Source organism: Nocardioides sp. YIM 152588 (assembly GCF_040191335.1).
Classification (GTDB): domain Bacteria; phylum Actinomycetota; class Actinomycetes; order Propionibacteriales; family Nocardioidaceae; genus Nocardioides.
Map to the genome: position 1 here is coordinate 19,096 of NZ_JBEGDJ010000002.1, position 23,578 is coordinate 42,673.

The 23,578-nt window shown below is 73.3% G+C and carries 22 protein-coding genes; 12 read left to right on the plus strand and 10 right to left on the minus strand.

Annotated elements, in window-relative coordinates:
• Positions 1-118: 118 nt before the first annotated feature.
• Entirely contained in the window at positions 119-2,266 is a 2,148-nt protein-coding gene (locus tag ABLM29_RS01895; RefSeq protein ID WP_349711887.1) for an MMPL family transporter, read from the plus strand.
• Positions 2,267-2,370: 104 nt separating this feature from the next.
• Here ABLM29_RS01895 and leuE read toward each other — a convergent pair whose 3' ends face one another.
• Entirely contained in the window at positions 2,371-3,024 is a 654-nt protein-coding gene (leuE, locus tag ABLM29_RS01900) for a leucine efflux protein LeuE (RefSeq protein WP_349711889.1), read from the minus strand.
• Between the two features lie 42 nt (positions 3,025-3,066).
• Entirely contained in the window at positions 3,067-3,630 is a 564-nt protein-coding gene (locus ABLM29_RS01905) for an LOG family protein (protein ID WP_349711891.1), read from the minus strand.
• A 261-nt stretch (positions 3,631-3,891) separates the two neighbouring features.
• Between ABLM29_RS01905 and ABLM29_RS01910 the strand changes: the two genes are divergently transcribed.
• The 3 genes from ABLM29_RS01910 to ABLM29_RS01920 all read left to right on the plus strand — a co-directional run bounded on the left by ABLM29_RS01910 (position 3,892) and on the right by ABLM29_RS01920 (position 7,402).
• On the plus strand, positions 3,892-5,268 hold the full coding sequence (locus ABLM29_RS01910) for a S1C family serine protease (protein WP_349711893.1): 1,377 nt from the start codon (positions 3,892-3,894) through the stop codon (positions 5,266-5,268).
• Between the two features lie 143 nt (positions 5,269-5,411).
• Positions 5,412-6,713: an MFS transporter gene (locus ABLM29_RS01915; RefSeq protein WP_349712161.1), complete on the plus strand. Its 1,302-nt coding sequence runs from the start codon at positions 5,412-5,414 to the stop codon at positions 6,711-6,713.
• Positions 6,713-7,402 carry a GTP pyrophosphokinase gene (locus tag ABLM29_RS01920; RefSeq protein ID WP_349711895.1) on the plus strand — a complete coding sequence of 230 codons (690 nt, stop codon included), beginning with the start codon at positions 6,713-6,715 and terminating at the stop codon, positions 7,400-7,402. Before ABLM29_RS01915 ends, ABLM29_RS01920 begins: the two co-directional genes overlap by 1 nt.
• Before the next feature lie 155 nt (positions 7,403-7,557).
• On the opposite strand, the gene ABLM29_RS01925 is transcribed toward ABLM29_RS01920, so the two are convergent.
• The 7 genes from ABLM29_RS01925 to ABLM29_RS01955 form a co-directional block, all read right to left on the minus strand.
• Positions 7,558-8,628 (minus strand): phosphotransferase family protein, encoded by a 1,071-nt coding sequence (locus ABLM29_RS01925; protein WP_349711896.1) that lies wholly within the window; start codon positions 8,626-8,628, stop codon positions 7,558-7,560.
• A complete protein-coding gene (locus tag ABLM29_RS01930) occupies positions 8,625-9,713 on the minus strand; it encodes a TIGR03857 family LLM class F420-dependent oxidoreductase (protein ID WP_349711898.1) in 1,089 nt (362 codons plus the stop codon). The genes ABLM29_RS01925 and ABLM29_RS01930 overlap by 4 nt, the downstream gene beginning before the upstream one ends.
• Before the next feature lie 245 nt (positions 9,714-9,958).
• The gene (locus ABLM29_RS01935) at positions 9,959-11,476 is read right to left on the minus strand and encodes a flavin-containing monooxygenase (RefSeq protein WP_349711900.1); all 1,518 of its coding nucleotides are present in this window, start codon (positions 11,474-11,476) and stop codon (positions 9,959-9,961) included.
• A 5-nt stretch (positions 11,477-11,481) separates the two neighbouring features.
• A complete protein-coding gene (locus tag ABLM29_RS01940) occupies positions 11,482-12,216 on the minus strand; it encodes a TetR/AcrR family transcriptional regulator (protein ID WP_349711902.1) in 735 nt (244 codons plus the stop codon).
• Positions 12,213-13,763: an FAD-dependent oxidoreductase gene (locus tag ABLM29_RS01945; RefSeq protein ID WP_349711904.1), complete on the minus strand. Its 1,551-nt coding sequence runs from the start codon at positions 13,761-13,763 to the stop codon at positions 12,213-12,215. The genes ABLM29_RS01940 and ABLM29_RS01945 overlap by 4 nt, the downstream gene beginning before the upstream one ends.
• 35 nt (positions 13,764-13,798) lie before the next feature.
• The gene (locus ABLM29_RS01950) at positions 13,799-14,803 is read right to left on the minus strand and encodes an AurF N-oxygenase family protein (RefSeq protein WP_349711906.1); all 1,005 of its coding nucleotides are present in this window, start codon (positions 14,801-14,803) and stop codon (positions 13,799-13,801) included.
• A 200-nt stretch (positions 14,804-15,003) separates the two neighbouring features.
• On the minus strand, positions 15,004-16,185 hold the full coding sequence (locus ABLM29_RS01955; protein ID WP_349711908.1) for an MFS transporter: 1,182 nt from the start codon (positions 16,183-16,185) through the stop codon (positions 15,004-15,006).
• Between the two features lie 342 nt (positions 16,186-16,527).
• Between ABLM29_RS01955 and ABLM29_RS01960 the strand changes: the two genes are divergently transcribed.
• Complete coding sequence (locus tag ABLM29_RS01960; protein ID WP_349711910.1) at positions 16,528-17,091, plus strand: TMEM165/GDT1 family protein; 564 nt, start codon at positions 16,528-16,530, stop codon at positions 17,089-17,091.
• Between the two features lie 125 nt (positions 17,092-17,216).
• Positions 17,217-17,510: a DUF1905 domain-containing protein gene (locus ABLM29_RS01965; RefSeq protein ID WP_349711912.1), complete on the plus strand. Its 294-nt coding sequence runs from the start codon at positions 17,217-17,219 to the stop codon at positions 17,508-17,510.
• 36 nt (positions 17,511-17,546) lie between these two features.
• On the opposite strand, the gene ABLM29_RS01970 is transcribed toward ABLM29_RS01965, so the two are convergent.
• A complete protein-coding gene (locus ABLM29_RS01970) occupies positions 17,547-18,014 on the minus strand; it encodes an acyl-CoA thioesterase (protein ID WP_349712163.1) in 468 nt (155 codons plus the stop codon).
• Between the two features lie 97 nt (positions 18,015-18,111).
• On the opposite strand from ABLM29_RS01970, the gene ABLM29_RS01975 reads away from it, so the two are divergent.
• The 6 genes from ABLM29_RS01975 (at position 18,112) to ABLM29_RS02000 (ending at position 23,544) form a co-directional block, all read left to right on the plus strand.
• A complete protein-coding gene (locus ABLM29_RS01975) occupies positions 18,112-18,759 on the plus strand; it encodes a 4a-hydroxytetrahydrobiopterin dehydratase (RefSeq protein WP_349711914.1) in 648 nt (215 codons plus the stop codon).
• A gap of 69 nt (positions 18,760-18,828) precedes the next feature.
• Positions 18,829-19,086, plus strand: coding sequence for a hypothetical protein (locus ABLM29_RS01980; protein WP_349711916.1), 258 nt, complete (start codon positions 18,829-18,831; stop codon positions 19,084-19,086).
• A gap of 42 nt (positions 19,087-19,128) precedes the next feature.
• Positions 19,129-20,109, plus strand: coding sequence for an NAD-dependent epimerase/dehydratase family protein (locus ABLM29_RS01985; RefSeq protein ID WP_349711918.1), 981 nt, complete (start codon positions 19,129-19,131; stop codon positions 20,107-20,109).
• Between the two features lie 209 nt (positions 20,110-20,318).
• Positions 20,319-21,002: a TetR/AcrR family transcriptional regulator gene (locus ABLM29_RS01990; RefSeq protein WP_349711920.1), complete on the plus strand. Its 684-nt coding sequence runs from the start codon at positions 20,319-20,321 to the stop codon at positions 21,000-21,002.
• Complete coding sequence (locus ABLM29_RS01995; RefSeq protein ID WP_349711922.1) at positions 20,999-21,814, plus strand: TIGR03084 family metal-binding protein; 816 nt, start codon at positions 20,999-21,001, stop codon at positions 21,812-21,814. The genes ABLM29_RS01990 and ABLM29_RS01995 overlap by 4 nt, the downstream gene beginning before the upstream one ends.
• Positions 21,811-23,544: an acyclic terpene utilization AtuA family protein gene (locus ABLM29_RS02000; protein WP_349711924.1), complete on the plus strand. Its 1,734-nt coding sequence runs from the start codon at positions 21,811-21,813 to the stop codon at positions 23,542-23,544. Before ABLM29_RS01995 ends, ABLM29_RS02000 begins: the two co-directional genes overlap by 4 nt.
• Positions 23,545-23,578: the final 34 nt, after the last annotated feature.

Here is a 23,578-nt window from a genome sequence, read left to right on the forward strand (position 1 = left end):
TCCTGCCGGTGCTGGCACCACCGTCGTACGGGTCCTGGCGCTCCTGACCCCGACCGACCGCGCGCCGAGGCTGGAGGTGACCCGCTCCCCTCCCCGTCTTCCTCCTCCAGGAGTCACGATGTCCCGTACCCCGCTGACGCGCGTGCCGGTCCTCGCCGCGCGCTGGAGCGCCACGCATCCCTGGCGAGCGATCGGCCTGTGGCTGCTGCTCGTGGCCGCCGCGGTCGCGCTCGCGATGACGGTCCCCACCCAGCACACCGTCGACGCCGACTACCGGGTCGGGGAGTCCGGCCGCGCCGCGGCCCTCGCCGACGAGGCCGGGCTGGTGGAGCCGCCGACCGAGAACGTGCTGATCACCGCCGCCGACGGCAGTCCGGACCCCGCCGCCGCGGCGGCCGCTGCCGCCGAGGTGACGGCCGGCATGACCGGGCTGCCCGGTGTGGTCGGCGTCGGCGACCCGGTGCCGAGCGCCGACGGCTCCGCGCTGCTGGTGACGGTCGAGCTGGCATCGGAGGAGACCGATGCCGAGCCCCTGCTGGCGGCGACCGCGGCGGTCCAGGCGGACCACCCCGACCTGGTCGTCGAGCAGGCCGGGGCGAACAGCCTCGACGCCGCCATCGGCGAGCGGGTCGGCCACGACCTGCACACCGCGGAGGCGACCAGCGTCCCGATCACGCTGCTCCTGATGCTGCTCGCCTTCGGCGCCCTGATCGCCGCCGGGATCCCCGTGCTGCTGGCCGCCACCAGCGTCGCCGCGACCATCGGCATCACCGCTCCGATCTCGCACCTGGTGCCCGCCGACATGTCGGTCAACAGCATGATCGTGCTGATCGGGATGGCGGTCGGTGTCGATTACTCCCTCTTCTACCTCAAGCGGGAGCGCGCGGAGCGGGCCCTGGGCCGGACCACCCGGGACGCCGTCGCGATCGCCGCCGAGACCTCGGGCCACGCCATCCTGGTCTCCGGGGCGGCGGTGATGGCGTCGCTCGCCGGCCTCTTCGTCCTCGGCGACGTCACCTTCAACTCGCTGGCCACCGCCGCGATCCTGGTGGTCGCCATCGCGGTGCTCGGCTCGATCACGGTGCTGCCGGCGCTGCTGGTGAAGCTCGGGCGGTGGGTGGACCGGCCCCGGGTGCCGCTGCTGTGGCGCGTCACCGGACGGCTGCGCCGCGGCGCGATCAGCGGGCGCCTGCTGGCCCCCGTGGTCCGCCACCCGGTCGTCGCGCTGGTGGTGGCCGGCGCGGGCGTGGCCGCGCTCGCCGTACCGGCCGCGACCCTCTCCACGCACCAGTCGTCGCTCCAGACGCTGCCCCAGGACCTGCCGGGCGTGCAGACCTACCGGGCGATCACGGCCGCGTTCCCGGCCGAGGGCACGGCCGCGCAGGTGGTGGTCCGCGCGGACGAGGCCGACGCGCTGCCGGCGCTCGCGTCGCTGCGCCGCGCGGCCGCGGCCTCCGGCGACTTCGACGCCGCGGGGGCGGCGGTCCGGACCTCCGCCGACGGCGGGACCAGCGTGCTGTCGCTGCCGATCCCGTACGACGAGTCGGACGAGCGCGCCGCCGACGCGATCGAGACGCTGCGCGACGACCTCGCCCCGGCCGCCCTCGACGGCGCGGGCGAGTGGGCCGTCGGTGGCGACGCCGCGGCGTCGCTGGACTACGCCACCCGCCAGGGCCAGCGGCTGCCGTACCTGCTCGGGTTCGTGCTGCTGCTGACGGCGCTGATGATGGCCGCGGCGTTCCGCAGCGTCGTCGTGGCGGCGGTGTCGACGGCGCTCAACCTGGCCTCGGTGGCGGTCGCGTTCGGCGTACTGTCCGTGGTCTTCCAGCACGGCTTCGGGGAGTCGCTGCTCGACTTCACCAGCCCCGGGTTCGTCATCGACTGGATCCCGATCTTCGTCCTCGTCGTGCTGGTGGGGCTGTCGATGGACTACCACGTCTTCGTGCTCAGCCGGGTCCGCGAGCTCGTCGACCTGGGCCTGCCCGCCCGCGAGGCGGTCCGCCAGGGGATCGCCGACACCGCCGGCGTGATCACCAGCGCGGCGGCGGTGATGGTCTCGGTGTTCTCGATCTTCGCGACGCTGTCGATGATGGAGATGAAGATGATGGGCGTCGGCCTGGCCGCGGCCATCCTGCTCGACGCGACCGTGATCCGGCTGGTGATCCTGCCCGCGGCGCTGGTCCTGATCGGTGAGCGCGCCTGGCCGCGACGTCGCTCCCCGGTGGACGTGGTGGCGGAGGCCTCGCTGGCCGCTACCCGGGTGTAGGGGAGGGGGTAGTCCCTGACGAAAAGCACCCGTTGGCCGGTGTCGGCGGTGCTTTTCGTCAGGGACTACCCCCCACCAGCGGTCGCGGCGACCACCGGCGGGCGTCAGGCGCCGGCGAGCGACAGCTTGAACGCGAACCCGAGGAAGACCGCGCCGATCGCCGAGCTGCCGGCGGCCGAGAGGACCCGCCGGCGGCGGAAGGCGGCGGCCAGGCTGCTGCCGCCGAGGATCAGCGCGCTGAGGTAGATCACGCTGGCCAGCTGGGCGAACGCGCCGAGCACCAGGAACGACAGCGCGGGGTGCGCGTAGGCGGGGTCGACGAACTGCACGAAGAACGCGACGAAGAAGAGGATCGCCTTCGGGTTGATCAGGCTGACCGCGAGCGCCCGCCGGTAGGGGCGCTCGACGACGACCGGCACCGGCAGCCCGGCCTCGGCCAGTACGGCGTCGCGGCGGCTGCGCCACGTCGCCCAGGCGCCCCGGATCAGGCCGACCGCGAGCCAGGCCAGGTAGCAGGCGCCGGCCCACTTCACGAGGTCGAACAGCAGCGGGTTGGCCTGCAGCACCGAGGCCACCCCGGCCGCGGACAGCGTCATCAGCACGGCGTCGCCGGTCCACACGCCGGCCGCGGCGGCGTACCCGCTGCGCGGGCCGCGGCGCGCGGAGACCGAGAGCACGTACAGCGAGTTCGGCCCCGGCAGGAGGATGATCAGCACGAGCCCGACCAGGTAGGTCGGCAGATCGATGACGCCCAGCACCCGCAGAGTGTCGCAGGAGCCGGCGCCCGCGGAGAACTCGTTTTACGCCGGCGCGTCCAGGCGCTCGGACAGGCCGGCCAGGACCGCGTCCAGCTCGCCCTCGACCACCAGCGCGTCGAGGGTGCGCCGGTCCATGAAGCCGGCCGCGGTGATCCCGTCCAGGGTGTCCACCAGCGGCCGCCAGAACCCGTCCTGGTCGAGCAGCCCGATCGGCTTGCGGTGCAGCCCGAGGGTGCCCCAGGTCCAGATCTCGAAGAGCTCCTCCAGCGTGCCGAGGCCGCCGGGCAGGGTAAGGAACGCCTGGGCCCGCTCGGCCATCATCGCCTTGCGCTCGTGCATCGTCGCGACCACGTGCATCTGGGTGCGCTCGCCGTGGGTGCGGGCCCACTCGCGGTCGACCATGAACCGCGGGATCACGCCGTAGACCCGGCCGCCGGCGTCGAGCACGCCGTCCGAGAGGGCGCCCATCAGGCCGGAGGAGCCGCCTCCGTAGACGAGCTCGATGTCACGCTCGCCGAGGGTGCGGCCCACGGCGTACGCGGTCTCGGCGAACCGGGGGTCGCCGCCGTCGCGGGAGCCGAGGAAGACGGCGAGGCGCTGGAGCATGGCCGTGAGGCTAGTGCCCCGAACTTTGAATCCGCACCGATCGTCGCACCCTGGGCGCGCCCCTCGCCGCGTTGGCATCGCTCGGAAGACGCCCGGTATGCTGTCGCGACGCCGCCTTGCGAGCCACGCACCCAGGGCACGACTATCGGCACGGATTCCGCGTTCGGGACACTAGTGCCCGCCCCGGGCGCTGGGCCAACGCACATCCGGCTCACAGGTTTCTCCGTGGATGGGCTCAGGATGTCCCGGTCCACTAGGACCATGCCCGACAGCGACCCCACCGCCCCGCAGTCCCAGCCCGCCCCGCAGCCCACCCCGGAGGCGCAGCCCACCCCGGAGGCGCAGCAGTACTACGGCCAGCCGCTCTACCCGCCGCCGCCGTACCCGCCGTCCCAGGTGTACGGCCCCTCGCGCCACCAGAAGCGCAGGAGCGGCGTCATCCTCGGCACGGCGGGCGCGCTCGCCGTGGTGGCAGCGCTGGGCATCGGCGGTGGCATCGGCTGGGTGGCCGGTCAGCAGCGGTCCGACGCGTCGGTGAGCGCCAGCGCGGACGGCGGTACCGCGACCGTCCCCGGCGACTCGGGGTCGCAGACCGCGCCGTGGGGCCAGGGCGAGATGCCCTCCGTCCCGGGCGACGGGTCGGGCGAGGGGTCGGGCGGCTGGCCGGGGTCGGACCAGGGCGGCTCGTCGGGCACCGACGGGTCCACCGGGTCGGCGGGCCAGGCCACCGCGACCGACGCGCAGGAGGTCGGTGTCGTCCTCATCGACACCACCCTGACCAGCGGCGCGGGCGCGGGCACCGGGTTCGTCATCGACGAGGACGGGACGGTCGTCACGAACTACCACGTGGTCGACGGCAGCACCTCGGTGACGGTGACGATCGCCAGCAGCGGCGAGACCTACGACGCGACGGTGGTCGGCTACAACGAGACCGCCGACATCGCCGTCCTCTCGCTCACCGGCGCCAGCGGGCTCAGCACCGTCGAGCTCGACGACGACGGCGTGCAGGTCGGCGAGGAGGTCACCACCATCGGCAACTCCGAGGGCCAGGGCTACCTGTCGGCCGCGTCGGGCGAGGTGCTCGACCTGGAGCAGGACATCACCACCTCGGACCGCCTCACCGGCGGCAGCAGCGACCTGACCGGGCTGATCGAGAACAACGTGTACGCCGTCAGCGGCGACTCCGGCGGGCCGCTGGTCGACGCCGAGGGCGAGGTCGTCGGCGTCACCGTGGCCACCACCACCGGCGGCACGACCCGCAGCTACGCGGTGCCGATCGACGACGCGATGTCGGTGGTCGACCAGGTCGAGTCCGGTGTCGAGACCGCGACCACCCGGATCGGCCCCAACGCCTACCTCGGCGTCTCGATCTCGACGCAGGGAGCGGCCGGCGGGACGGCCGGCGTCGCCGGCGCGACCGTGGCGGGCGTGGAGTCCGGTGGGCCCGCCGCGCAGGCCGGCCTCACCGAGGGCTCGGTGATCACCGCCGTGGACGGGCGGACCGTCACCTCGGTCGACGACCTGACCAGCGCCATCGGCGACCACGAGCCCGGCGACTCGGTCACGCTGGCCTGGACCGACACCTCGGGCCAGAGCCAGACCGCGACCGTGACCCTGGAGGCGTCGCCGATCGCCTGACCGGTCCTCCCCGGGCTGGTTCGCCCGCGTCACATGGATTCTGGCCCCCGACACGCCGGTGGAGGGGGCCAGAATCCATGTGACGCGGCGCCCGCCCCGGCTCGCCCCCTGTCGGTGCCGCGGGCGAGGATGTCCCGGTGACGATGCGAGGGTTCTGGGCAGCGCTGCCCACCGAGGGCCGCTGGCTGCTGTCGACCGTCGCGATCCAGACCCTGGGTCGCGGGCTGACGCTGCCGTTCACCCTGATCTACCTGCACGAGGTGCGGGGCTTCGACCTCGGCCTCTCCGGGGTGCTGATGGGGCTGATCGCGTTCGCGGGGCTGCTGGTCACCGGGCCGGGCGGCGTGCTGACGGACCGGTACGGCGCCCGGCCGGTGCTGCTGTTCGGCATCACCTGCATGATCGTCGGCAACGCCCTGCTCGCGTTCGCCACGACCCCGGCCGTGGCCGCCGTGGCGCTGGTGCTGATCGGCATCAACTTCGGCGTCTCCTGGCCGGCGTTCAACGCCTTCATCGCCTCGATCGTCACCGGCGACCTGCGTCAGCAGTACTTCGGCGTGAACTTCGCGCTGGTCAACCTCGGCATCGGCGTCGGCGGCGTCGTCGGCGGCCTCTACGTCGACGTGCACGAACCGTCCACGTTCACCACGATCTTCCTGGCCGACGCCGTCTCGATGCTGGTCCCGATGGGGCTGCTGCTCGGCCCGCTGCGCCACGTCCGCGGTGCCGCCGCCGCGCCCGGGCCGGAGGAGGGTGGCGCCGAGGCCGCCCCGGTGAGCTACCTGGCGATCCTGCGCCAGCCCGCGGTGCAGCGGCTGACCGTGATCACCTTCATCGGCGTCTTCCTCGGCTACGGGCAGCTGGAGGCCGGCTTCCCGGCGTTCGTGCGACAGGTCGCCGACGTCTCCACGTCCGCGATCGGTATCGCGTTCGCGGTCAACACCGCGGTGATCGTGCTGCTGCAGTTCGCCGTGCTGACCCGGATCAGCGGCCGGCGGCGTACCCGCGTGATGATGGTGATGGCCGCGATCTGGGCGGTCGCGTGGCTGCTGCTGGGCAGCACCGGTCTGGTGCCCGGCAGCGCGGCGGCCGTCGTCGGCGTTCTGGCCTTCATGGCGGTCTTCGCGCTCGGCGAGACGCTGCTGCAGCCGACGGTGCCCGCGATCAGCAACGACCTGGCCGCCGACCACACGCGCGGCCGGTACAACGCGATCAACGCCGGCGCCTTCCAGCTCGGCGCGATCACCGGCCCGGTGGTCGCCGGCTTCCTGCTCGACCTGCAGCTGCCCGGCGTCTACATCGCGGTGATGGTGGCCGGCTGCGGCGTGATCGCGGTGCTCGCGCTCGGCCTCGAGCGGAGCATCCCGGCGGTCGCGAACGGGGTGGGTGCGCCGCGCCTTGAGGGTCGGGGGATGCTGGAGTCCGATCCCGTTCCGGAGGACTGATGAGCGTCACCGATCCCGCGCACACCGACTTGATGGAGGAGCTGGCCGAGGCCGGCCCGGTCCACGACCTGGTCCCCGAGGAGGCCCTGTACCGGACCCTCCAGCGGTTCCGGCTGCCGTACAAGTTCGCGCTCGACGAGATCACCACCAAGATCTCGATCCTGCGGCAGGAGTTCGAGGAGTCCCACGACCACTCCCCGATCGAGCACGTGCGCACCCGCCTGAAGACGCCGGAGAGCGTGATCGACAAGGTACGGCGGCTCGGGCTCCCGGCGACGCTGAGCAGCATCGAGGCGCAGGTGCGCGACATCGCCGGCGTGCGCGTGGTGTGCCCGTTCGCGTCCGACGTCTACTGGATCAGCGACATGCTGACCAGCCAGCCCGACCTGACCGTGATGGAGGTCGAGGACTACATCATCAACCCGAAGGAGAACGGGTACCGCAGCCTGCACCTGCTGGTGACGATCCCCGTCTTCCTCTCCGACCGCACCGAGCACGTGCCGGTCGAGCTGCAGATCCGCACCATCGCCATGGACTTCTGGGCGAGCGTCGAGCACAGCATCTACTACAAGTACGACGGCACCGTCCCCGCCGGCCTGGCCGACGAGCTGAAGGTCGCCGCCGAGACCGCCGCGTCGCTCGACGCCACCATGAGCGACCTGCGCAGCGAGGTGCGGCCGGACCGGTAGGGCCAGTGGTCGACCGTGGCCGGTGGTGGGTCGGGTCGTGTGCCTCAGGCTTCACTGTCGTCGCAGCGGACGGGTGCTTCAGTCACTTGACGGGCGTTGCAATGCCTGTCATGTGAGGGAATCACCGGTCGACCGGTGATTCCGACGCGAACGCCTCACCCCACCAACCCCAGGCTCCCCAGGTCCCGGATCGCCTGGCACGACCGCTCCACCATCACCGCGAACATCGCGTCGCCCCGCTCGGTCCGCGCGCCGTAGGCGCACCCGAAGACGGCGATCAGCGGGCCCTGGAGCATCGCGTAGCGGTAGTCGTCCCACGCCAGCGCGCCGTCGTACCCCGTCACGCCGTGACCGAGCAGCGCCCGGTGGTAGGCCGCGACCAGGTCGCGCTCCTCGCGGCGCCGGTGCTCGACGTCGAGCGAGGTGCCGAGGAAGAACGCCAGGTCCCGGGCGGGCAGCCCGAGGGAGAGCGTCTGCCAGTCGACGGCGAGTACGCCGGGGGCGTCGTCGGGCGGGAACAGCAGGTTGTCGAGCCGGTAGTCGCCGTGGACCAGCCCGAACCGCTCGGCGCGGCCCAGCGACCACGGCCCGATCACCTCGGCGACCTCGCCCAGCGTCGTGACGCACTCCCGGGTGATCCGGTCGCCCATCAGGTCGACGAAGATCTCGGTCGCGGTGCCGTAGAGCTCGGCCATCTGGTCGGCCTCGGCCTGGCCGTTGATGCTGAGGCCGTCGATCTCGAGGAGGGTCGGGTCGCACCAGCGGGGTCCGTGCAGGCCGGCCAGGTTGACCACGGCGTCCAGCGCCTGGGCGCTGCTGCACCCGGCGAACTGGTCGCCCTGCCCGGCCGGCGCGGCGTCGGCCATCACCAGCGTGAACGCCGAGCCGGTGTCGTTGGTGGCGGCGAGGTGGCACGCGGGCACGGCCACCGCGACAGTGGGGGCGATCTCGTCGTAGAACCGCACCTCGGTGCGGTAGACGTTGGCCAGCAGCTCCCGGGCGGCCGGGTCCTCGGCGGGGAGCTTCACGAGCACCGTCCCCGGCAGCCCGGCGCCCGGCGCGGCCGTCACCCGGACCCGGTAGCAGGTGCCGATCTGACCGGTGCCGACCCTGGTCACCTCGACCGACTCCACCGCCTCGCCCAGCGCGGCGCGTGCCCACTCGACGGTCAGCTCCTCGGCCGTGCTGACCAGGGTGCTGGGGGCGGTCGCCCGCTGCGGGCTCATCGCATCCACCCGGGGTTGGCGGGCAGCGGATCGAGCGCGGGCGGCCGGATCTCCCGCCACTCCTTGAGCACGGGTGCCAGCTCGGTCGGCGTGGCCCCGTGCAGGATCACGCTGTCGGCACCGGCGTCGAGCTGGTCCTGGATCCGGGCCGCGCACTCGGCGGCGGAGCCGGTCGCGGACGCGGCGAGCCACTCGGCCGGCAGCACGTCGTCGCGCAGGTGGCTCAGCTCCTCGACCGTGCCGACCGCGTCGAAGGCGCCCGGGTAGCCCTGCACCAGGTCGTCGTTCCGGAACCGCTCCAGGTCGGCGAGGTCCCAGCCGTTCGCCCGGACCAGCACCTCGCCGTACCCCTGCAGGTACGTCGCCAGCCGGCCGACCAGCTTGCGCAGCCGCAGCTCGGTGGGGATGTCGTCGGTGACGGTGGCGAGTACCGACCAGATCCGGACCGACGCGGGGTCGCGCCCGGCGTCGGCGGCGGCGTTGCGGATCGTCTCGACCGCGCGGCGCAGGGTGTCGTCGGTGAAGAAGGTGTGCAGCACGACCCCGTCGGCGTGGCGGCCGGCGAGCTCGAGGGTCCTGCCCCCGATCGCCATCATCAGCACCGGGATGTGCTCGTCGAAGCTGCTGTCCTGGCTCAGGTAGGGGAACGTGCCGGCCGGGCCGTCGTGCCCGACGACGCTCCCGCCGGACCACAGCGTGCGCAGGATGCCGATGGTGTCGACGAGCCGTGCGCCGGTCACCCGGGGCACGCCCATCACGTCCCAGAGGAGGTCGAAGCCGCGGCCGAGGCCCAGCGCGTACCGGCCGCCCGAGGCCCGGTGCAGCGTGGTGGCCATCGTCGCGGTGACCATCGGGTGGCGGGTGTGCGGGTTGGTCGCCGCCGTACCGATCCCGATCCGGGTGCTGACCGCGGCCGCCATGCCGGCCATCACCGCGGCGTCCTTGACGTTGAACCGCTCGGAGAGGAACACCGACCCGAGCCCCAGGGCCTCGGCCAGCCGCACCTCCTCGAGCAGGTCGTGTGGTTGCGCGCTGTGCCCGGCCAGGCCGTAGCAGCCGAGCTCGGGGAACTCCTGGACGTCCATGCCTACCCTCCCGCGGCGGGCCGCGGTGCCCGCGTGCCGGCAAGGGTAGAACAGGTTTCAGTGAAAGCAACAGGTGTCTGGTCGGTTGATCAGATCCGGATGGTCGGTTGTTCGAGGAAGCGGGAGCCCGGCCGTGTGCCTCAGGCGTCACGCCGGACAGGCACTTCGGTCGCTTGACGGGCGTTGCATTGCCTGTCAAGCGACCGAATCACCGGTCGACCGGTGATTCCGACCCCACCCGACCCCTACGCCTCCACGCGCTCCCGCACCGGCGAGCTGTACACCAGCGCCGGGTCGTCGGCGGACGCCCCGAACACCTTCAGGTCGCGGAAGTAGTTCATCTTCAGCCGCCAGGGCTCGACCGACCCCTGCTTGGGGAACTGGTCGACGCTGCGCAGCACGTAGCCGGCGGCGAAGTCGAGGAAGGGCTCCTCGGCGACCGACGGGTCGCGGCGCGGCACCACGATCGAGGTGCCGGTCGACTCCATGTGCTGCAGCACCCGGACGACGTACTGGCAGACGAGGTCCGCCTTGAGCGTCCAGGATGCGTTGGTGTAGCCGACGATGAAGGCGAAGTTCGGGATGCCGGAGAGCATCGCGCCCTTGAACGCCATCGTGTCCGGCAGCGCGACGTCACGGCCGTCGACGGCGAGCGACGCGCCGCCGAAGGCGAGCAGGTTGAGGCCGGTCGCGGTGACGATGATGTCCGCCTCGAGCTCCCGGCCGGACTTCAACAGGATCCCGTTCGACGTGAAACGGTCGATGTGGTCGGTGACGACGTCGACGGTGTGCTTGCGCAGCGCCTTGAACAGGTCGCCGTGCGGCACCGCGCACAGCCGCTGGTCCCACGGGTCGTACGGCGGCTTGAAGTGCTCGTCGAACGAGACGTCGTCGGGCAGCTGCCGCTCGACGCCCTTGCGCAGGATCTTGCGCGCCAGCTCGGGGCGGGCCTGGCAGAACTCGTAGAACCAGGTCCGGGTGGCGATGTAGCGGGCCCGGACCAGCGGCGCGGCGATCCTGGTCGGCAGCCGGGTCAGCATCCGGTAGGAGAGCGGGTCGCTGCCGGGCTGGCTGATCACGTACGACGGGGTGCGCTGCAGCATCGTCACGTGACCGGCACCGGACTCGGCGAGCGCCGGGATCAGGGTCACCGCGGTGGCGCCGGAGCCGATCACGACGATCCGCTTGCCCGCGTAGTCGAGGTCCTCGGGCCAGTCCTGCGGGTGGATCACCTGGCCGGTGAACTCCTCGACGCCGGCGAACTCGGGCGTGTAGCCCTCGTCGTAGGAGTAGTAGCCGCTGGTGGAGAAGAGGAAGCCGCAGGTCAGGAGCACTGTCTCGACGCCGCCCTCCGCGCTGCCGCGCTCGACGGTGACGGTCCACCGGGCGTCGGCGGTGGAGAAGTCGGCGCGGACCACCTTGTGGTGGTAGCGCACGTGCTCGTCGATGCCGTTCTCGGCGGCCGCCTCCTCGAGGTAGGCGAGGATGTCGGGGCCGTCGGCGATCGACTTCCTGCCCAGCCACGGCTTCCAGTTGAAGCCGAGCGTGTACATGTCGGAGTCCGACCGGATCCCCGGGTAGCGGAACAGGTCCCAGGTGCCGCCCATCGCCCCGCGCGCCTCGAGCAGCGCGTAGCTGCGCTCGGGGAAGGCCTTGCTCACGTGGTAGGCGGCGTCGATGCCGGAGAGGCCGGCGCCGACGATGAGGACGTCGAGGTGCTCGGTGGCGCCATCGCTCACCGGGTTGCTCACGCGCTTGCTCACGGGGGTCACGCTCCTGGGGTGGTGGTCGGGGAGGCGAGCAGCGCGAGCAGCTGCTCGACCGGTACGTCGGGGAGGTCGATGCCCTGGTCGGCGGCCATGCCGGTGATCTGGCGCCAGATGTTGCGGGAGAGCATCTCGATGAACTCGCCGGTGGGCGGGCGGAGCTCGGCCCGGGAGGCCCAGCGCTTGGTGGTCTGGAAGCCGCTGCCGATCAGCCCGAAGACGAACGGGTCGAGGGCGTCGCGGCTGTCCTCGGGCAGGTCGGTACCGAGCACCTGCACGACGGAGTGGATGAGCAGCTCGACCCGCTCCGCGACCTGCTGCAGCGCCTGCTCCAGCGGCGTCGCGTCGCGGCCGGAGGGGCCGCCGGAGAGGTCGCGCTCGACGAAGCGGACGAGCGCCGGGTGGGCCACCATCCACTCCACGAAGGTGGCCACGATCCGGTGCGTGATCTGGCTGGGCGTGCCCTCGAGGCTCATCGCGGCGATGACGGTGTCGCCCGCGCGGCGGCAGATCTCGGTCTGCACCGCGAGGTCCAGGTCGGTGCGGTCGTCGAAGTGGCGGTACAGCACGGTGCGGTGGATGCCGGCGCGGTCGGCGATCTGCTGCACGTGGATCGCCTCGCCCGGCGGGTGCTGCTCGAGCACCTCGACGGCCGCGTCGATCACCACCTGGCGCCGCTCGCGCTTGTGCTTCTCCCAGCGCAGCTGCCGGCCGTCCTTGGCGCGGGCGCCGGTCATCGGGAGCCGGCCCCGACCGGGCCGCCGCGGCGGCGCTGCCTCTCCTCCACCCGCACCGCGGCCAGCGGCGCGGGCAGGCCGGCGTCGAGGTCGTCGAGCAGGCCGGCCACCGTCTCCTCGGCACAGGACTTGTTGGTGCCGATGAAGCCGACGGCGCCGCGCTTGATCCAGCCGACGACGTAGACGCCGGGCTCGACCCGTCCGGCGTCGTTCGGCACGGTCCCGGTGGCCTCGTCGAAGGGGAGGTCGGTGACGGGGAGGCCGCGGTGCCCGATCGAGCGGACCACCAGCCCGGCCTCGATCGTCGAGGTCCGCTCGGTCGGCACGGCCCGGACGGAGCCGTCCGCGGCGCGCTCGAGCCGGTTGTGGACCACGCGCACCCCCTCGACCCGGGACTCCCCGAGGAGCTCGACCGGCGAGACCCCGAAGCGGAGCACGATCGTACGTCGGTCCGGCCCGCGTCCCGGGGCGTTCCCGGCCGGCCCCGTGGCGATCGTCCGCTCCGCCAGCCCGGCCAGCAGCCGGGACCGGGTGTCGGTGCCCGTCAGGTCCGCGGGGTCCGCCTCCACGACGACGCCGACCCTCCCGGCCTCGGCCAGGGCGGTCAGCCCGATGAGCTCGGGGACGGTGAAGGCCGCCTGGGCGGGGCCGCGGCGACCGAGGACGACCACCTCGCGCACGCTGCTGGTGCGCAGCCGCGCGAGCGGGCCCGCGGCGAGGTCCGTGCCGACCAGGGACTCCGGGTCGGCGGTGAGGATCCGGGCCACGTCGAGGGCGACGTTGCCGTTGCCGACCACGACCGCGCGCTCGTGGTCGAGGGGGACCTCGAGGCCGGCGCGGTCCGGGTGGCCGTTGTACCAGCCGACCAGCTCCGTGGCGGGGACCGATCCGGGCAGGTCCTCCCCGGGGACGCCGAGCCGGCGGTCGGCGGAGGCACCGACGGCGTACACGACCGCGTGGTAGCGCCGGCGCAGGTCGGCCAGGGTCACGTCGCGGCCGACGTCGACCCCGAGCCGGTACCGGAAGCCGGGCTGCCGCTCGATCGCCGAGAACAGGCGGGTGACCCGCTTGGTCGTGGTGTGGTCGGGAGCCACGCCGAAGCGGACCAGCCCGTGCGGCGTCCCCAGCCGCTCGTAGACGTCGACGCCCTCCACCTCGGGGTGCTTGAGCAGCTCGTCCGCGGTGTAGAGGCCCGCCGGGCCGGCGCCGACGACCGCGACCCGGAAGGGTCCGGTGCGCGACAGGCGGCGCTGGGGCGGCACGACCGCGACCGGGGTGCGGTCGGCGTGCGGGAAGACCTCGTAGTACTCGGCGTTGAGCGCCAGGAACGGCTTCTCGCCGGCGGCGAGGTGGGTGTCGGCCTTGATCGCGCCCACCGGGCACGCGGTGACGCAGGCGCCGCAGCCGACGCAGGTGGCGGGGTCGATGTGGACCATCTCGGCCTCGGCGAAGCCGGGCTCGCCGGGGGCGGGATGGATGCAGTTGACCGGGCAGGCGACGACGCAGGAGGCGTCGGCGCAGCAGGACTGGGTGACGACGTACGGCACGGGCGGTTCTCCGGGTGGGGTGCTCGGCCGGCGGCTCAGGAGGCGGCCGAGGCGGGCTCGCTGCGGAACCGGGAGGGGCGGCCGTCGATGTCGAGCGCCTTCCAGACCCGGCGCGCGGCGGGGTTCATCAGGCCGGTGGTGGCGGCGAGCATCCGGACGTCGCCGAAGAGGTCGCGCAGGAACTTCTGCGACTCCGGGGACTCCCAGTAGACCTCCTTCATGACGTCGTCCGGGATGCCCATCGCCCGCTGGGCGCGCTTGCTCGGCCGCAGGATCTCGGTGGCCAGCCACTTCATCAGCACCGGGACGATGAGGGAGAGGGCGAAGCGGTCGATGCGCCGCAGCTGGGGGGCGTGGTTCTCGATGTACTGGTGGGCGAAGCCGATGTGGCGGGCCTCCTCGGCCACGTGGATCTGCATGATCCGCTGCAGCAGCGGGTGCATGTCGTCGCCGGCGCGCAGGATCGCCTTCTGGACGTGGTCGATCGGCTCCTCGCCGGCCAGCACGCCGAAGAAGAAGGCGACCGGGACGACCTTGGCGGCGAGCGGCAGGACGGGCGCGAGCAGGTGGAAGAGCAGGCTGCCGCCCTTGACCTTCTGCCCGGAGCGGTTGACGAACTCCTGGAACATCTGGGTGTGGTGGCACTCCTCGGTCGCCTCGTGGGTGGCGTACCGGAACTCGGCGGAGCCGTTCTTGAGCCCGAAGGCGTAGTTCATCAGGCCGGAGATCAGGATCTGCTCGAACTGGAGGCCGACCTTCGTCACGTTGGCCTGGCGGTAGAGACCGATCCGGACCTGCTCGGCGACGGGGAGCGAGCGGTACCACTCCGTGCGGCCGAGCACGTCGGCCACCGGCAGCACCCAGCGCACGTCGGTCGGGTCGACGGCGTGGTCCGGGTCGTCCCAGTCGATGTCGAGGAACGCGTCGAAGTGCTGGTGCACGGACGCCTCCGAGAGCGTCCGGAGCGTCTCCTCGTAGGTCATCCCGTCGGTGGGGGTCGCGGGGATGGTCTGGGGGCGGTGCTCCTGGGTCGCGGTCATCGGCGGCCACCTCTCGTCATCTCGTCGTCTCGTCGTCGAACCGTCGGCGTGGGCGGATCCGGGTCGGGATCCGCGCCGCTCGGCGCCGTCTGGTCTGCGCGGCTGGTGAGTGCAACACCGTGTTGCACTCACCCGAAGTTAACGCAACATGGAGTCGCAGGCAACGGGTGCCGCCCGATGTTTTACCCGCGGCCCCGGAGTCACGCGGGCGAGGGCGACCGGTCGGCCGCCGGGCGCGCGGCCAGCACCGTGAGGCTGGCCGGCAGCATCAGCGCCACGAGCACGAGGAGCGCCTGCAGCGTCCCGGCGCGGTCCGCCAGGAGGCCCAGCGCCGGCGGCCCGGCCAGGAAGGCGGCGTACCCGATGGTGGAGACGACGCTCACCCGCTGGGCCGACCGGGCGGGGTCGTCGGACGCCGCGCTCATCCCGACCGGGAACCCGAGCGAGGCGCCGAGGCCCCAGCTCACGATGCCGAGCGCGACCGGGACCGGCGAGCCGCCCAGCACCACCAGCAGCACCCCGACGGCCGTCGCCGCCGCGCACCCCCACAGGACCGCCGCCCTGCCGAACCGGTCCAGCACGACCGGACCCACCAGGCGTCCGGTGGTCATCGCGCAGACGAAGAGCGAGAAGCCGGCGACCCCGACCCAGTGGCGCACGTCGTACCCGTCGATCAGCGCGAGCGAGAGCCAGTCGTTCGCGATGCCCTCGACGAGCGCGAACGACAGCACCATCGCGCCGATCGCCAGGGTGCGGGGCTCGAGCCAGACCGAGGGCCCGCCGCGCCCCGACCCTTCCCCGGCTCCACCGGCCAGGCGCTCGGTCGGGAGGAACGACGCGGCGCCCCGCCACGCGAGCGCCCAGGCGACCGCGACCGCCGGGCCGACGTGGAGCAGGAGGGGCACGTGCAGCGCCGCCATCGGGATGCCGAGCGCGGCCCCCGCGATGGATCCCCCGCTCCAGGCGGCGTGGAAGCGGGGCATGATCGTGCGCCGCAGCCGACGCTCGACCTCGGCGCCCTCGACGTTCATCGCGACGTCCCACAGGCCGGTGCCGGCGCCGTGCGAGAGGAATCCGACCGCCGTGACGGCGACCGCCCCGGTCGTCGCGCCGACCATCGCCACGACGAGGCCGCCCGCGACCAGGCAGGCGCCGAGCCGGACGACCGTCGCCGCGCTGGTGCGGTCGATCGCCCAGCCCGCCGACGGCATCGCGACGATCGAGCCGAGCGCGATCGCGAACAGCAGCAGCCCCAGCGCGGCGTTGTCGAGGCCCAGCCCGGCGCGGATGTCGGGCAGCCGCGAGACCAGCGTGGCGAAGCAGAACCCGGCGAGGGCGAAGCTGGCCGCGACGGCGTTGCGGGTGCGGGTCAGCGACGTCACCGCACCAGCGTTCCCGATGCGGCGGGGGGCGCCAAGCACGTCCGCCTGTCGCGACGGTTCCCGCCCGTGCGACGCCGTGCCCTAGGCTGGGCCCCGAGCGAGAGGGAGTAGTCCCCAACGGTCGCGTCGACATACTGACCCCGCCCAGCACTGCTCGCGGTGCTGAAGCGGAGTCCGGCGCGGCAGGCCATCAGACGCGTCGGATGGCGGACGAGACTTTCGACCAGACACCGTCGACCCGTCACGGGCGGGCGACGAAACCCGAGTGGGGTGCCTGGTCGAGGGCGTCCACCAGGGTTCCTCCGGCCGGCAGCCGGAGAGAGAACCATGTACGCATTCCTGTTGAGCACCGCCGTCATCTTCGTCGCCGAGCTCGGCGACAAGAGCCAGCTGATGGCGATGACGTTCGCCGCCCGCTACCGGGCCCGCGACGTGCTGATCGCGATCACCGCCGCCACCGCCCTCGTGCACCTGGTCTCGGTGGGCATCGGCTACTTCATCGGCGACGCCTTCGCCGACTCCCAGCACATCATCGAGATCATCGCCGGTGTCGCCTTCCTCGGCTTCGCCGCCTGGACGCTGCGCGGCGACGAGCTCACCGAGGAGGAGGCCGCCAAGGCCCGCAACAGCAAGGGCATGGCGATCGTCGCGGTCGGCACCGCCTTCTTCCTCGCCGAGCTCGGCGACAAGACGATGCTGGCCACGATCACCCTGGCCACCCAGGAGGGCTGGCTCGGCACCTGGATCGGCTCCACGGTCGGCATGGTCGCCGCCGACGCGCTGGCCATCGCCGTCGGCGCCGTCCTCGGCCGCCGGCTGCCGGAGAAGGTCATCTCCTACGGCGCCGCGGCGCTGTTCGCGCTCTTCGGCGTGGTGCTGATCCTCGGTGGCGCCGGGGTCTTCTGAGCGGTCGGTGGACGGGCTCTGAGCGGGGTCGTGTGCCTGAGACCCGCGCATGGGCGGGCGTCAGGCACACGACCCGGTCCCGGTCGGCGCGCGCGGGCGTCGGTGCCCGCGCCTACGCTCGGCGCATGGACCTGGAGTTCAGCGGCGACGTCTTCGAGTGGCGCGGCCCCGCGCCGTTCTACTACGTCGCCGTGCCCGAGGACGGGAGCGACGCGATCGGCGACATCGCCCGCGACGTCACCTACGGCTGGGGCTGCATCCCGGTCCGTGCCCGGATCGGCGAGGTCGAGTGGGAGACGTCGCTCTTCCCGAAGGACGGCCGCTACCTGGTGCCGCTGAAGGTGGCGGTACGACGGGCGGCCGGCGTCGAGCCGGGCGACCCGGTCGTGGTGGGGCTGACGGTCGGCGGGCCCGCCTGAGCGGCCTGCCGCGGAGCCGGGTTCGGCCGACCGTACTCAGCCGACCGGGCGCGGCCTGAACTCGACGGGGTCGTTGCGGTAGGACTCCAGCGTGGCGCGGACCTCGTCGCTGACCGGCCACGCGGCATCGGTGCGCGTGTCCCAGAGGACCAGCGTGCTCTCCGCGGTGACCGCCGGAGCGTGGTCGGGCGCGACCCGCAGCTCGTAGTCGACCGTGATCGAGGAGCGCCCGACGTGCGCGACCCACATCCGGACCAGGAACGGCTGGAAGGGCTGGAAGCGCATCTCGGCGTGGTACTCGGCGCGCTGCGACCCGATCAGCATCGTCACCGGCTCGGGGAGGTCGCGCAGCAGACCCGGCCGACCGTCGCCGCCCGGCAGCGGCGCGTGCCGGAAGTAGAGCAGCCGGGCCTCGTCGAGGACGCGCATCGCCTCCACGTTGTCGACGTGCCCGCCGAGGTTGACGTCGCGCAGCCGCGCCTGGATCTCGCAGTCGAAGACCATGCCCACGCGCGGCATCCTCGCAGCCGTCGTGCGGGCGGTGGTCCCGCGGTGCCGTTCCACGGGACAGGTCCCGGGCGCCCAGGGCTAGCGTGTGCCCATGGAGCAGATCACAGCGCAGCAGTTCTCCGAGGCCGAGGGTGTCGAGGACTGGCGGGTGCTGTGGTGGCGGGCGTTCGCCGTCTTCCGCACGCGGGACTTCGCCACCGGCCTGGCACTGGTCAACGAGATCGGGCGCCTGGCCGAGGCGGCCGACCACCACCCCGACATCGAGATGCGCTACGGCCGCATCGAGGTCCGGCTGGCGACGCACTCCACGATGTCGCTGACCGACAAGGACCTCTCCCTGGCCCGCGAGATCTCGGCCGCGGCGCGCGAGCTCGGCGTGGAGGCCGAGCCCACCGCGATCCGCACGTGGGAGTTCGCGCTGGACGCGCTGAACGTGGATGCGGTCCGCGACTTCTGGTGCGCGGTGCTCGGGTACGAGAAGGTCGGCGACTCCGACATCGCGGACCCGCTGGGCCTCTACCCGCCGGTCTTCGTGCAGCAGATGGACGAGCCCCGCTCGGGCCGCGACCAGATCCACATCGACGTCGCGGTCCCGCACGACGTGGCCGTCACCCGGGTCGCCGAGGCACTCGCCGCGGGCGGCACGCTGCTCAGCGACGACCATGCCCCGGCCTGGTGGACCCTCTCGGACCCGGAGGGCAACGTGGTCGACGTCGCCACCTGGCAGGGACGGGACTGAGCGCGGACCCGCGCCGGTGCGGCCGCGGCCTCAGGCACCTCTCAGCCCGGGCTGTCATCCTCGGTTGCCATGGATGCTGCCGACGACGGGACCGAGAACGGGTCGCACGAGAAGTCGCAGGACGGTGCTCGGGACGGTGCCCGCGACAAGGACCGCAGGCGACGACGAACGGCGCTGGTGACCTCCCGCTGGGCCGCCTCGGCCGCGGTGATCGCGGCGATGACCACCGGCGCGGCGATCGCCCAGGACGACGGTGACGAGCCGCTCGGGCCCTCGGTGACGGCGTTCTCCGACCCGCCGGACGACCTGGACGTCGACGACGCCTGACCGGTGCTTGCCGCGCCGCCGCGGACACGGTGGAGTGGGGTCATGGAGCTCCTGGTGCTGGGCGGCACGGTCTTCCTCTCCCACCAGGTGGCGGCCGCGGCCGTCGCCCGCGGTCACCGCGTGGTCTGCGCCTGTCGTGGCCGGTCCGGCCACGTGCCGACGGGCGCCGAGCTGGTCCGCTGGGACTGGCGGGAGGAACCGCCCGCGGCCGTGGCGGAGGCCGCGTTCGACGCCGTGGTCCAGGTCGGCCGCCTGCCGGGCCAGGTCGCCCGCGCGGTCGCGCTGCACCCCAGCGCGCACCACGTCTTCGTCTCCTCGGTGAGCGTGTACGCCGACGACGCCTCCCCGGCCGGGCCGGGCGAGGGGGCGGTGCACGAGCCCCTGCACGAGGACGTGGACCTCGCCGAGCGCCCGGAGGCCTACGGGCCGATGAAGGTGGCCTGCGAGGAGGTCGTCCGCGCCGGCGCGGCGGCGACCGTCGTACGGCCGGGCCTGATCGTCGGCCCGGGTGACCCCACGGGACGGTTCTCGTACTGGGCGCAGCGGCTGGCCGCCGCGGACCCCGGGGAGCGGGTGCTGGCGCCCGGCGCCCCGGACGACGTGGTCCAGGTGATCGACGTCCGGGACCTCGCGGCGTGGATCGTGACGCTCGCCGAGCGGGGGACCGTCGGCACGTTCGACGCGGTCGGCGAGCCGGTGCCGCTCGCTGGGCTGCTCGCCGCGGCCGGTTCGCCGGCGGAGCTCGCCTGGGTCGACGCCGGGTTCCTGGCCGAGCATGGGGTGGAGCCCTGGTCGGGCCCGTCGTCGCTGCCGCTGTGGGTGCCCCGGCCCGCGTACGACGGGATGCTGGCCCACGACCCCGCCCCGGCGGTCGACGCGGGGCTGGCCCTGAGGCCGTTGGCGGAGACCTTCGCCGACACGGCCGCGTGGCTGCGCGCGGAGCCGGCCGCCGTCGTCACGGGGATCACCCCGGATCAGGAGGCGGAGGTGCTGGCGGCGTGGGACGCTTCCGGCGCCGGCTGAGGTGCGTCGCGTCGCGGCGCGTGGTCCGGGCCCGGCCCCGGCCTGCGCCGGGATCGGGTCGTGTGCCTGACGCCCGCATATAGGACGTTCTCAGGCACACGACCCGCCACCGAGGCGGGGGACGACCGGCGGCTCGGGCGTCCCGGATCGGCAGGTCGGCACTTAAAGTCAGTCTTGACTGTTTGTTTACGGGGGTGCACGATGTGGCCGTGGCCACAACACCGACCCGCGTCCCGCAGGAGGAGCGGACCCGCGCCATGCGGGCGCGGCTGCTGGAGGCCACCGTCGAGCTGCTCGTGGAGAAGGGGTTCGGCGGCACCAGCACCACGCTGGTCTCCGAGCGGGCCGGGGTCAGCCGCGGCGCCCAGCTGCACCACTTCCCGACGAAGAACGACCTCGTCGTCGCGGCCGTCGCGCACCTGACCGAGATCCGCGGGAGCGAGCTGGAGCGCGCCGCCGCCGGGCTGCCGGACGGCCCGAGCCGCACCCTCGCGGTGCTGGAGATGCTCGGCGACCACTTCGCCTCCCCGGTCTTCTCCGCCGCGCTGGAGCTGTGGGTCGCCGCCCGCACCGACCCGGCGCTGCTGGAGGCGGTCGCCCCGCTGGAGCAGCGGGTCGGCCGCGAGACCCACCGGATGACCGTCGAGCTGCTCGGCGTGGACGAGTCCCGGCCGGGCGAGCGGGAGCTCGTCCAGGCCACCCTCGACCTGGTCCGCGGCCTCGGCCTGGCCGCCACGCTCGGCGACGACACCGCCCGCCGGCGGCGGATCCTGGCCCAGTGGGCGGCCACCCTCGACGGCGCACTGATGTGCGCTCCGCCGGCACCGGGTGCGGGCGGAGCGCACGACAAGGGCACCGGCCCGACCGACGTACCCGAGAAGGAGACCCGATGAGCGTCCTGGACGACGTCCTGGCGGACCTGACCGCCGAGGGCGACCAGCTGAGGGCGGCCGTGGCCGGGCTCGATCCGGCGCAGTGGGCCACGCCCACCCCCGCGCCCGGCTGGAGCATCGCGACCCAGGTCGCCCACCTGCTGTGGACCGACGAGGTGGCCGCGCTGGCCGCCGCCGCGCACACCGCCGAGGGGAAGGAGGCGTGGGACGCCGTCGTCCTGGCCGCCATCAACGACCCGACCGGGTACGTCGACGCCTGCGCCCTGGAGCTCGCCGACCTGCCGCCGGCCACGCTGCTGGCCCGCTGGGACGCGGCCCGCGCCGCCCTCCAGGTCGCCCTCCGCGCCGTCCCCGCGGGGCAGCGGATGCCCTGGTTCGGCCCGCCGATGTCGCCCACCTCGATGGGTACCGCCCGGTTCATGGAGACCTGGGCGCACGCGCTCGACGTCTACGACGCGCTCGGCGCCGACGTCCCGCGCCCGGAGCCGACCGACCGGATCCGGCACGTGGCCCACATCGGGGTCCGCACCCGCGACTTCGCCTTCGGCCAGCACCAGATGGAACCGCCGGCGGAGGAGTTCCGCGTCGAGCTGACCGCCCCGAGCGGGGCGACGTGGGCCTGGGGGCCCGAGGACGCCGCCCAGCGGGTCACCGGGTCGGCGTACGAGTTCTGCCAGCTCGTCACCCAGCGCATCCACCGCGACGACACCGACCTCGTCGCGGTCGGGGAGGGGGCCGAGCGCTGGCTCGGCATCGCCCAGGCCTTCGCCGGCCCCGCGGGCGGCGGGCGCGACGCGAAGGAGGACGCATGAGCGCGATCCGGATCGGCAACTGCTCCGGCTTCTACGGCGACCGGCTCTCCGCGCTGCGCGAGCAGCTCGACGGCGGCGAGCTCGACGTCATCACCGGCGACTACCTCGCCGAGCTGACCATGCTCATCCTCGGCAAGGACACGATGCGCGACGCCGACCTCGGCTACGCCCGCACGTTCCTCACCCAGCTCGAGGACACCCTCGGCGACGCGCTCAGCCGGGGCGTCAAGATCGTCTCCAACGCCGGCGGCCTCAACCCGGCCGGCCTCGCCGCCAAGGTCCGCGAGCTCGCCACCGGCCTCGGGCTCGACGTCAACGTCGCCCACGTCGAGGGCGACGACCTGCGCCCCGCTAACCTGTACGACGGCGCGCTGACCGCCAACGCCTACCTCGGCGCCTTCGGCATCGCCTCCGCGCTCACCGCCGGCGCGGACGTGGTGATCACCGGCCGGGTCACCGACGCCTCCGTCGTGGTCGGCCCCGCGATCGCGCACCACGGCTGGAAGCCGACCGACCACGACCGTCTGGCCGGCGCGGTCGTCGCCGGCCACGTCATCGAGTGCGGCACCCAGGCGACCGGCGGCAACTTCTCCGGCTTCATCGACCTGTTCCGTGCCGGCCGGCCGATGACGGAGCCGCTCGGCTTCCCGATCGCGGAGGTCGCCGCGGACGGCTCCAGCGTGATCACCAAGCACGCCGGCACCGGCGGCGCGGTCACGGTCGACACCGTCACAGCGCAGCTGCTCTACGAGATCCAGTCCACCCGCTACCTCAACCCCGACGTCACCACCCGCCTGGACTCGGTCCGGCTCACCGAGGTCGGCACCGACCGCGTCGAGATCTCCGGGGTCACCGGCGCCCCGCCGCCGGAGCGGCTCAAGGTCGCGGTCAACACCGTCGGCGGCTGGCGCAACCAGGCCGAGTTCGTGCTCACCGGCCTCGACATCGACGCCAAGGCCGACTGGGTGCGCGCGCAGCTCGATCCGCGGCTCACCGCGGACGAGGTCGCCTGGAGCCTCTCGGGCCACCGGGCGGCCGACGCCGACACCGAGGAGGGCGCGTCGGTTCTGCTGCGCTGCGTGGTCAAGGACCCCTCGCCGGACGCGGTCGGCAAGGCGTTCACCGGCCCGCTGGTCGAGCTCGCCCTGGCCTCCTACCCCGGCTTCACGATGACCACCCCGCCCGGCAAGCCCTCGCCGTACGGGGTCTACCGGCCCGAGTACGTCGACCGCGCGCAGGTCGAGCACACGGTGGTCCACGCCGACGGCACCCGTGAGGTGATCGCCGATCCCGGGACCTACCTGGAGCAGGTCGCCCCCGAGGAGCTCGACCCCGACCTGGGCCGCCGCCCCTCGCCGTACCCGGCGCCGGCCGACACCATCACCCGCCGCATGCCGTTGGGTGCGTTCGTGCACGCCCGCTCCGGTGACAAGGGCGGCGACGCCAACATCGGGCTGTGGGTGAAGAACGACGGCTCGCCCAAGTACGAGGCCCGGGTCACCTGGCTGGCCAAGCTGGTCAGCCAGCGCAAGGTGCGCGAGCTGATCCCGGAGGCCGCCGACCTCGACGTCGACGTCTACGTGCTGCCCAACCTGGGCGCGGTCAACATCGTGGTCCACGGCCTGCTCGGCGACGGCGTCGCGGCATCGACGCGGTTCGACCCGCAGGCCAAGGGGCTGGGCGAGTGGGTGCGCAGCCGCGCGGTGCACATCCAGGAGGACCTCGTATGAGCGCGTTCACGGGCCGAGGCCGCGGTCGTGTGCC

Excerpts from the sequence above, each read along its gene's own strand:
- ABLM29_RS01895 (WP_349711887.1), top strand. The coding sequence starts at position 119 with ATGTCCCGTACCCCGCTGACGCGCGTGCCGGTCCTCGCCGCGCGCTGG.
- ABLM29_RS01905 (WP_349711891.1), bottom strand. The coding sequence starts at position 3,630 with ATGCTCCAGCGCCTCGCCGTCTTCCTCGGCTCCCGCGACGGCGGCGAC.
- ABLM29_RS01910 (WP_349711893.1), top strand. The coding sequence starts at position 3,892 with ATGCCCGACAGCGACCCCACCGCCCCGCAGTCCCAGCCCGCCCCGCAG.
- ABLM29_RS01915 (WP_349712161.1), top strand. The coding sequence starts at position 5,412 with ATGCGAGGGTTCTGGGCAGCGCTGCCCACCGAGGGCCGCTGGCTGCTG.
- ABLM29_RS01920 (WP_349711895.1), top strand. The coding sequence starts at position 6,713 with ATGAGCGTCACCGATCCCGCGCACACCGACTTGATGGAGGAGCTGGCC.
- ABLM29_RS01925 (WP_349711896.1), bottom strand. The coding sequence starts at position 8,628 with ATGAGCCCGCAGCGGGCGACCGCCCCCAGCACCCTGGTCAGCACGGCC.
- ABLM29_RS01930 (WP_349711898.1), bottom strand. The coding sequence starts at position 9,713 with ATGGACGTCCAGGAGTTCCCCGAGCTCGGCTGCTACGGCCTGGCCGGG.
- ABLM29_RS01940 (WP_349711902.1), bottom strand. The coding sequence starts at position 12,216 with ATGACCGGCGCCCGCGCCAAGGACGGCCGGCAGCTGCGCTGGGAGAAG.
- ABLM29_RS01950 (WP_349711906.1), bottom strand. The coding sequence starts at position 14,803 with ATGACCGCGACCCAGGAGCACCGCCCCCAGACCATCCCCGCGACCCCC.
- ABLM29_RS01965 (WP_349711912.1), top strand. The coding sequence starts at position 17,217 with ATGGACCTGGAGTTCAGCGGCGACGTCTTCGAGTGGCGCGGCCCCGCG.
- ABLM29_RS01970 (WP_349712163.1), bottom strand. The coding sequence starts at position 18,014 with ATGGTCTTCGACTGCGAGATCCAGGCGCGGCTGCGCGACGTCAACCTC.
- ABLM29_RS01975 (WP_349711914.1), top strand. The coding sequence starts at position 18,112 with ATGGAGCAGATCACAGCGCAGCAGTTCTCCGAGGCCGAGGGTGTCGAG.
- ABLM29_RS01980 (WP_349711916.1), top strand. The coding sequence starts at position 18,829 with ATGGATGCTGCCGACGACGGGACCGAGAACGGGTCGCACGAGAAGTCG.
- ABLM29_RS01985 (WP_349711918.1), top strand. The coding sequence starts at position 19,129 with ATGGAGCTCCTGGTGCTGGGCGGCACGGTCTTCCTCTCCCACCAGGTG.
- ABLM29_RS01995 (WP_349711922.1), top strand. The coding sequence starts at position 20,999 with ATGAGCGTCCTGGACGACGTCCTGGCGGACCTGACCGCCGAGGGCGAC.
- ABLM29_RS02000 (WP_349711924.1), top strand. The coding sequence starts at position 21,811 with ATGAGCGCGATCCGGATCGGCAACTGCTCCGGCTTCTACGGCGACCGG.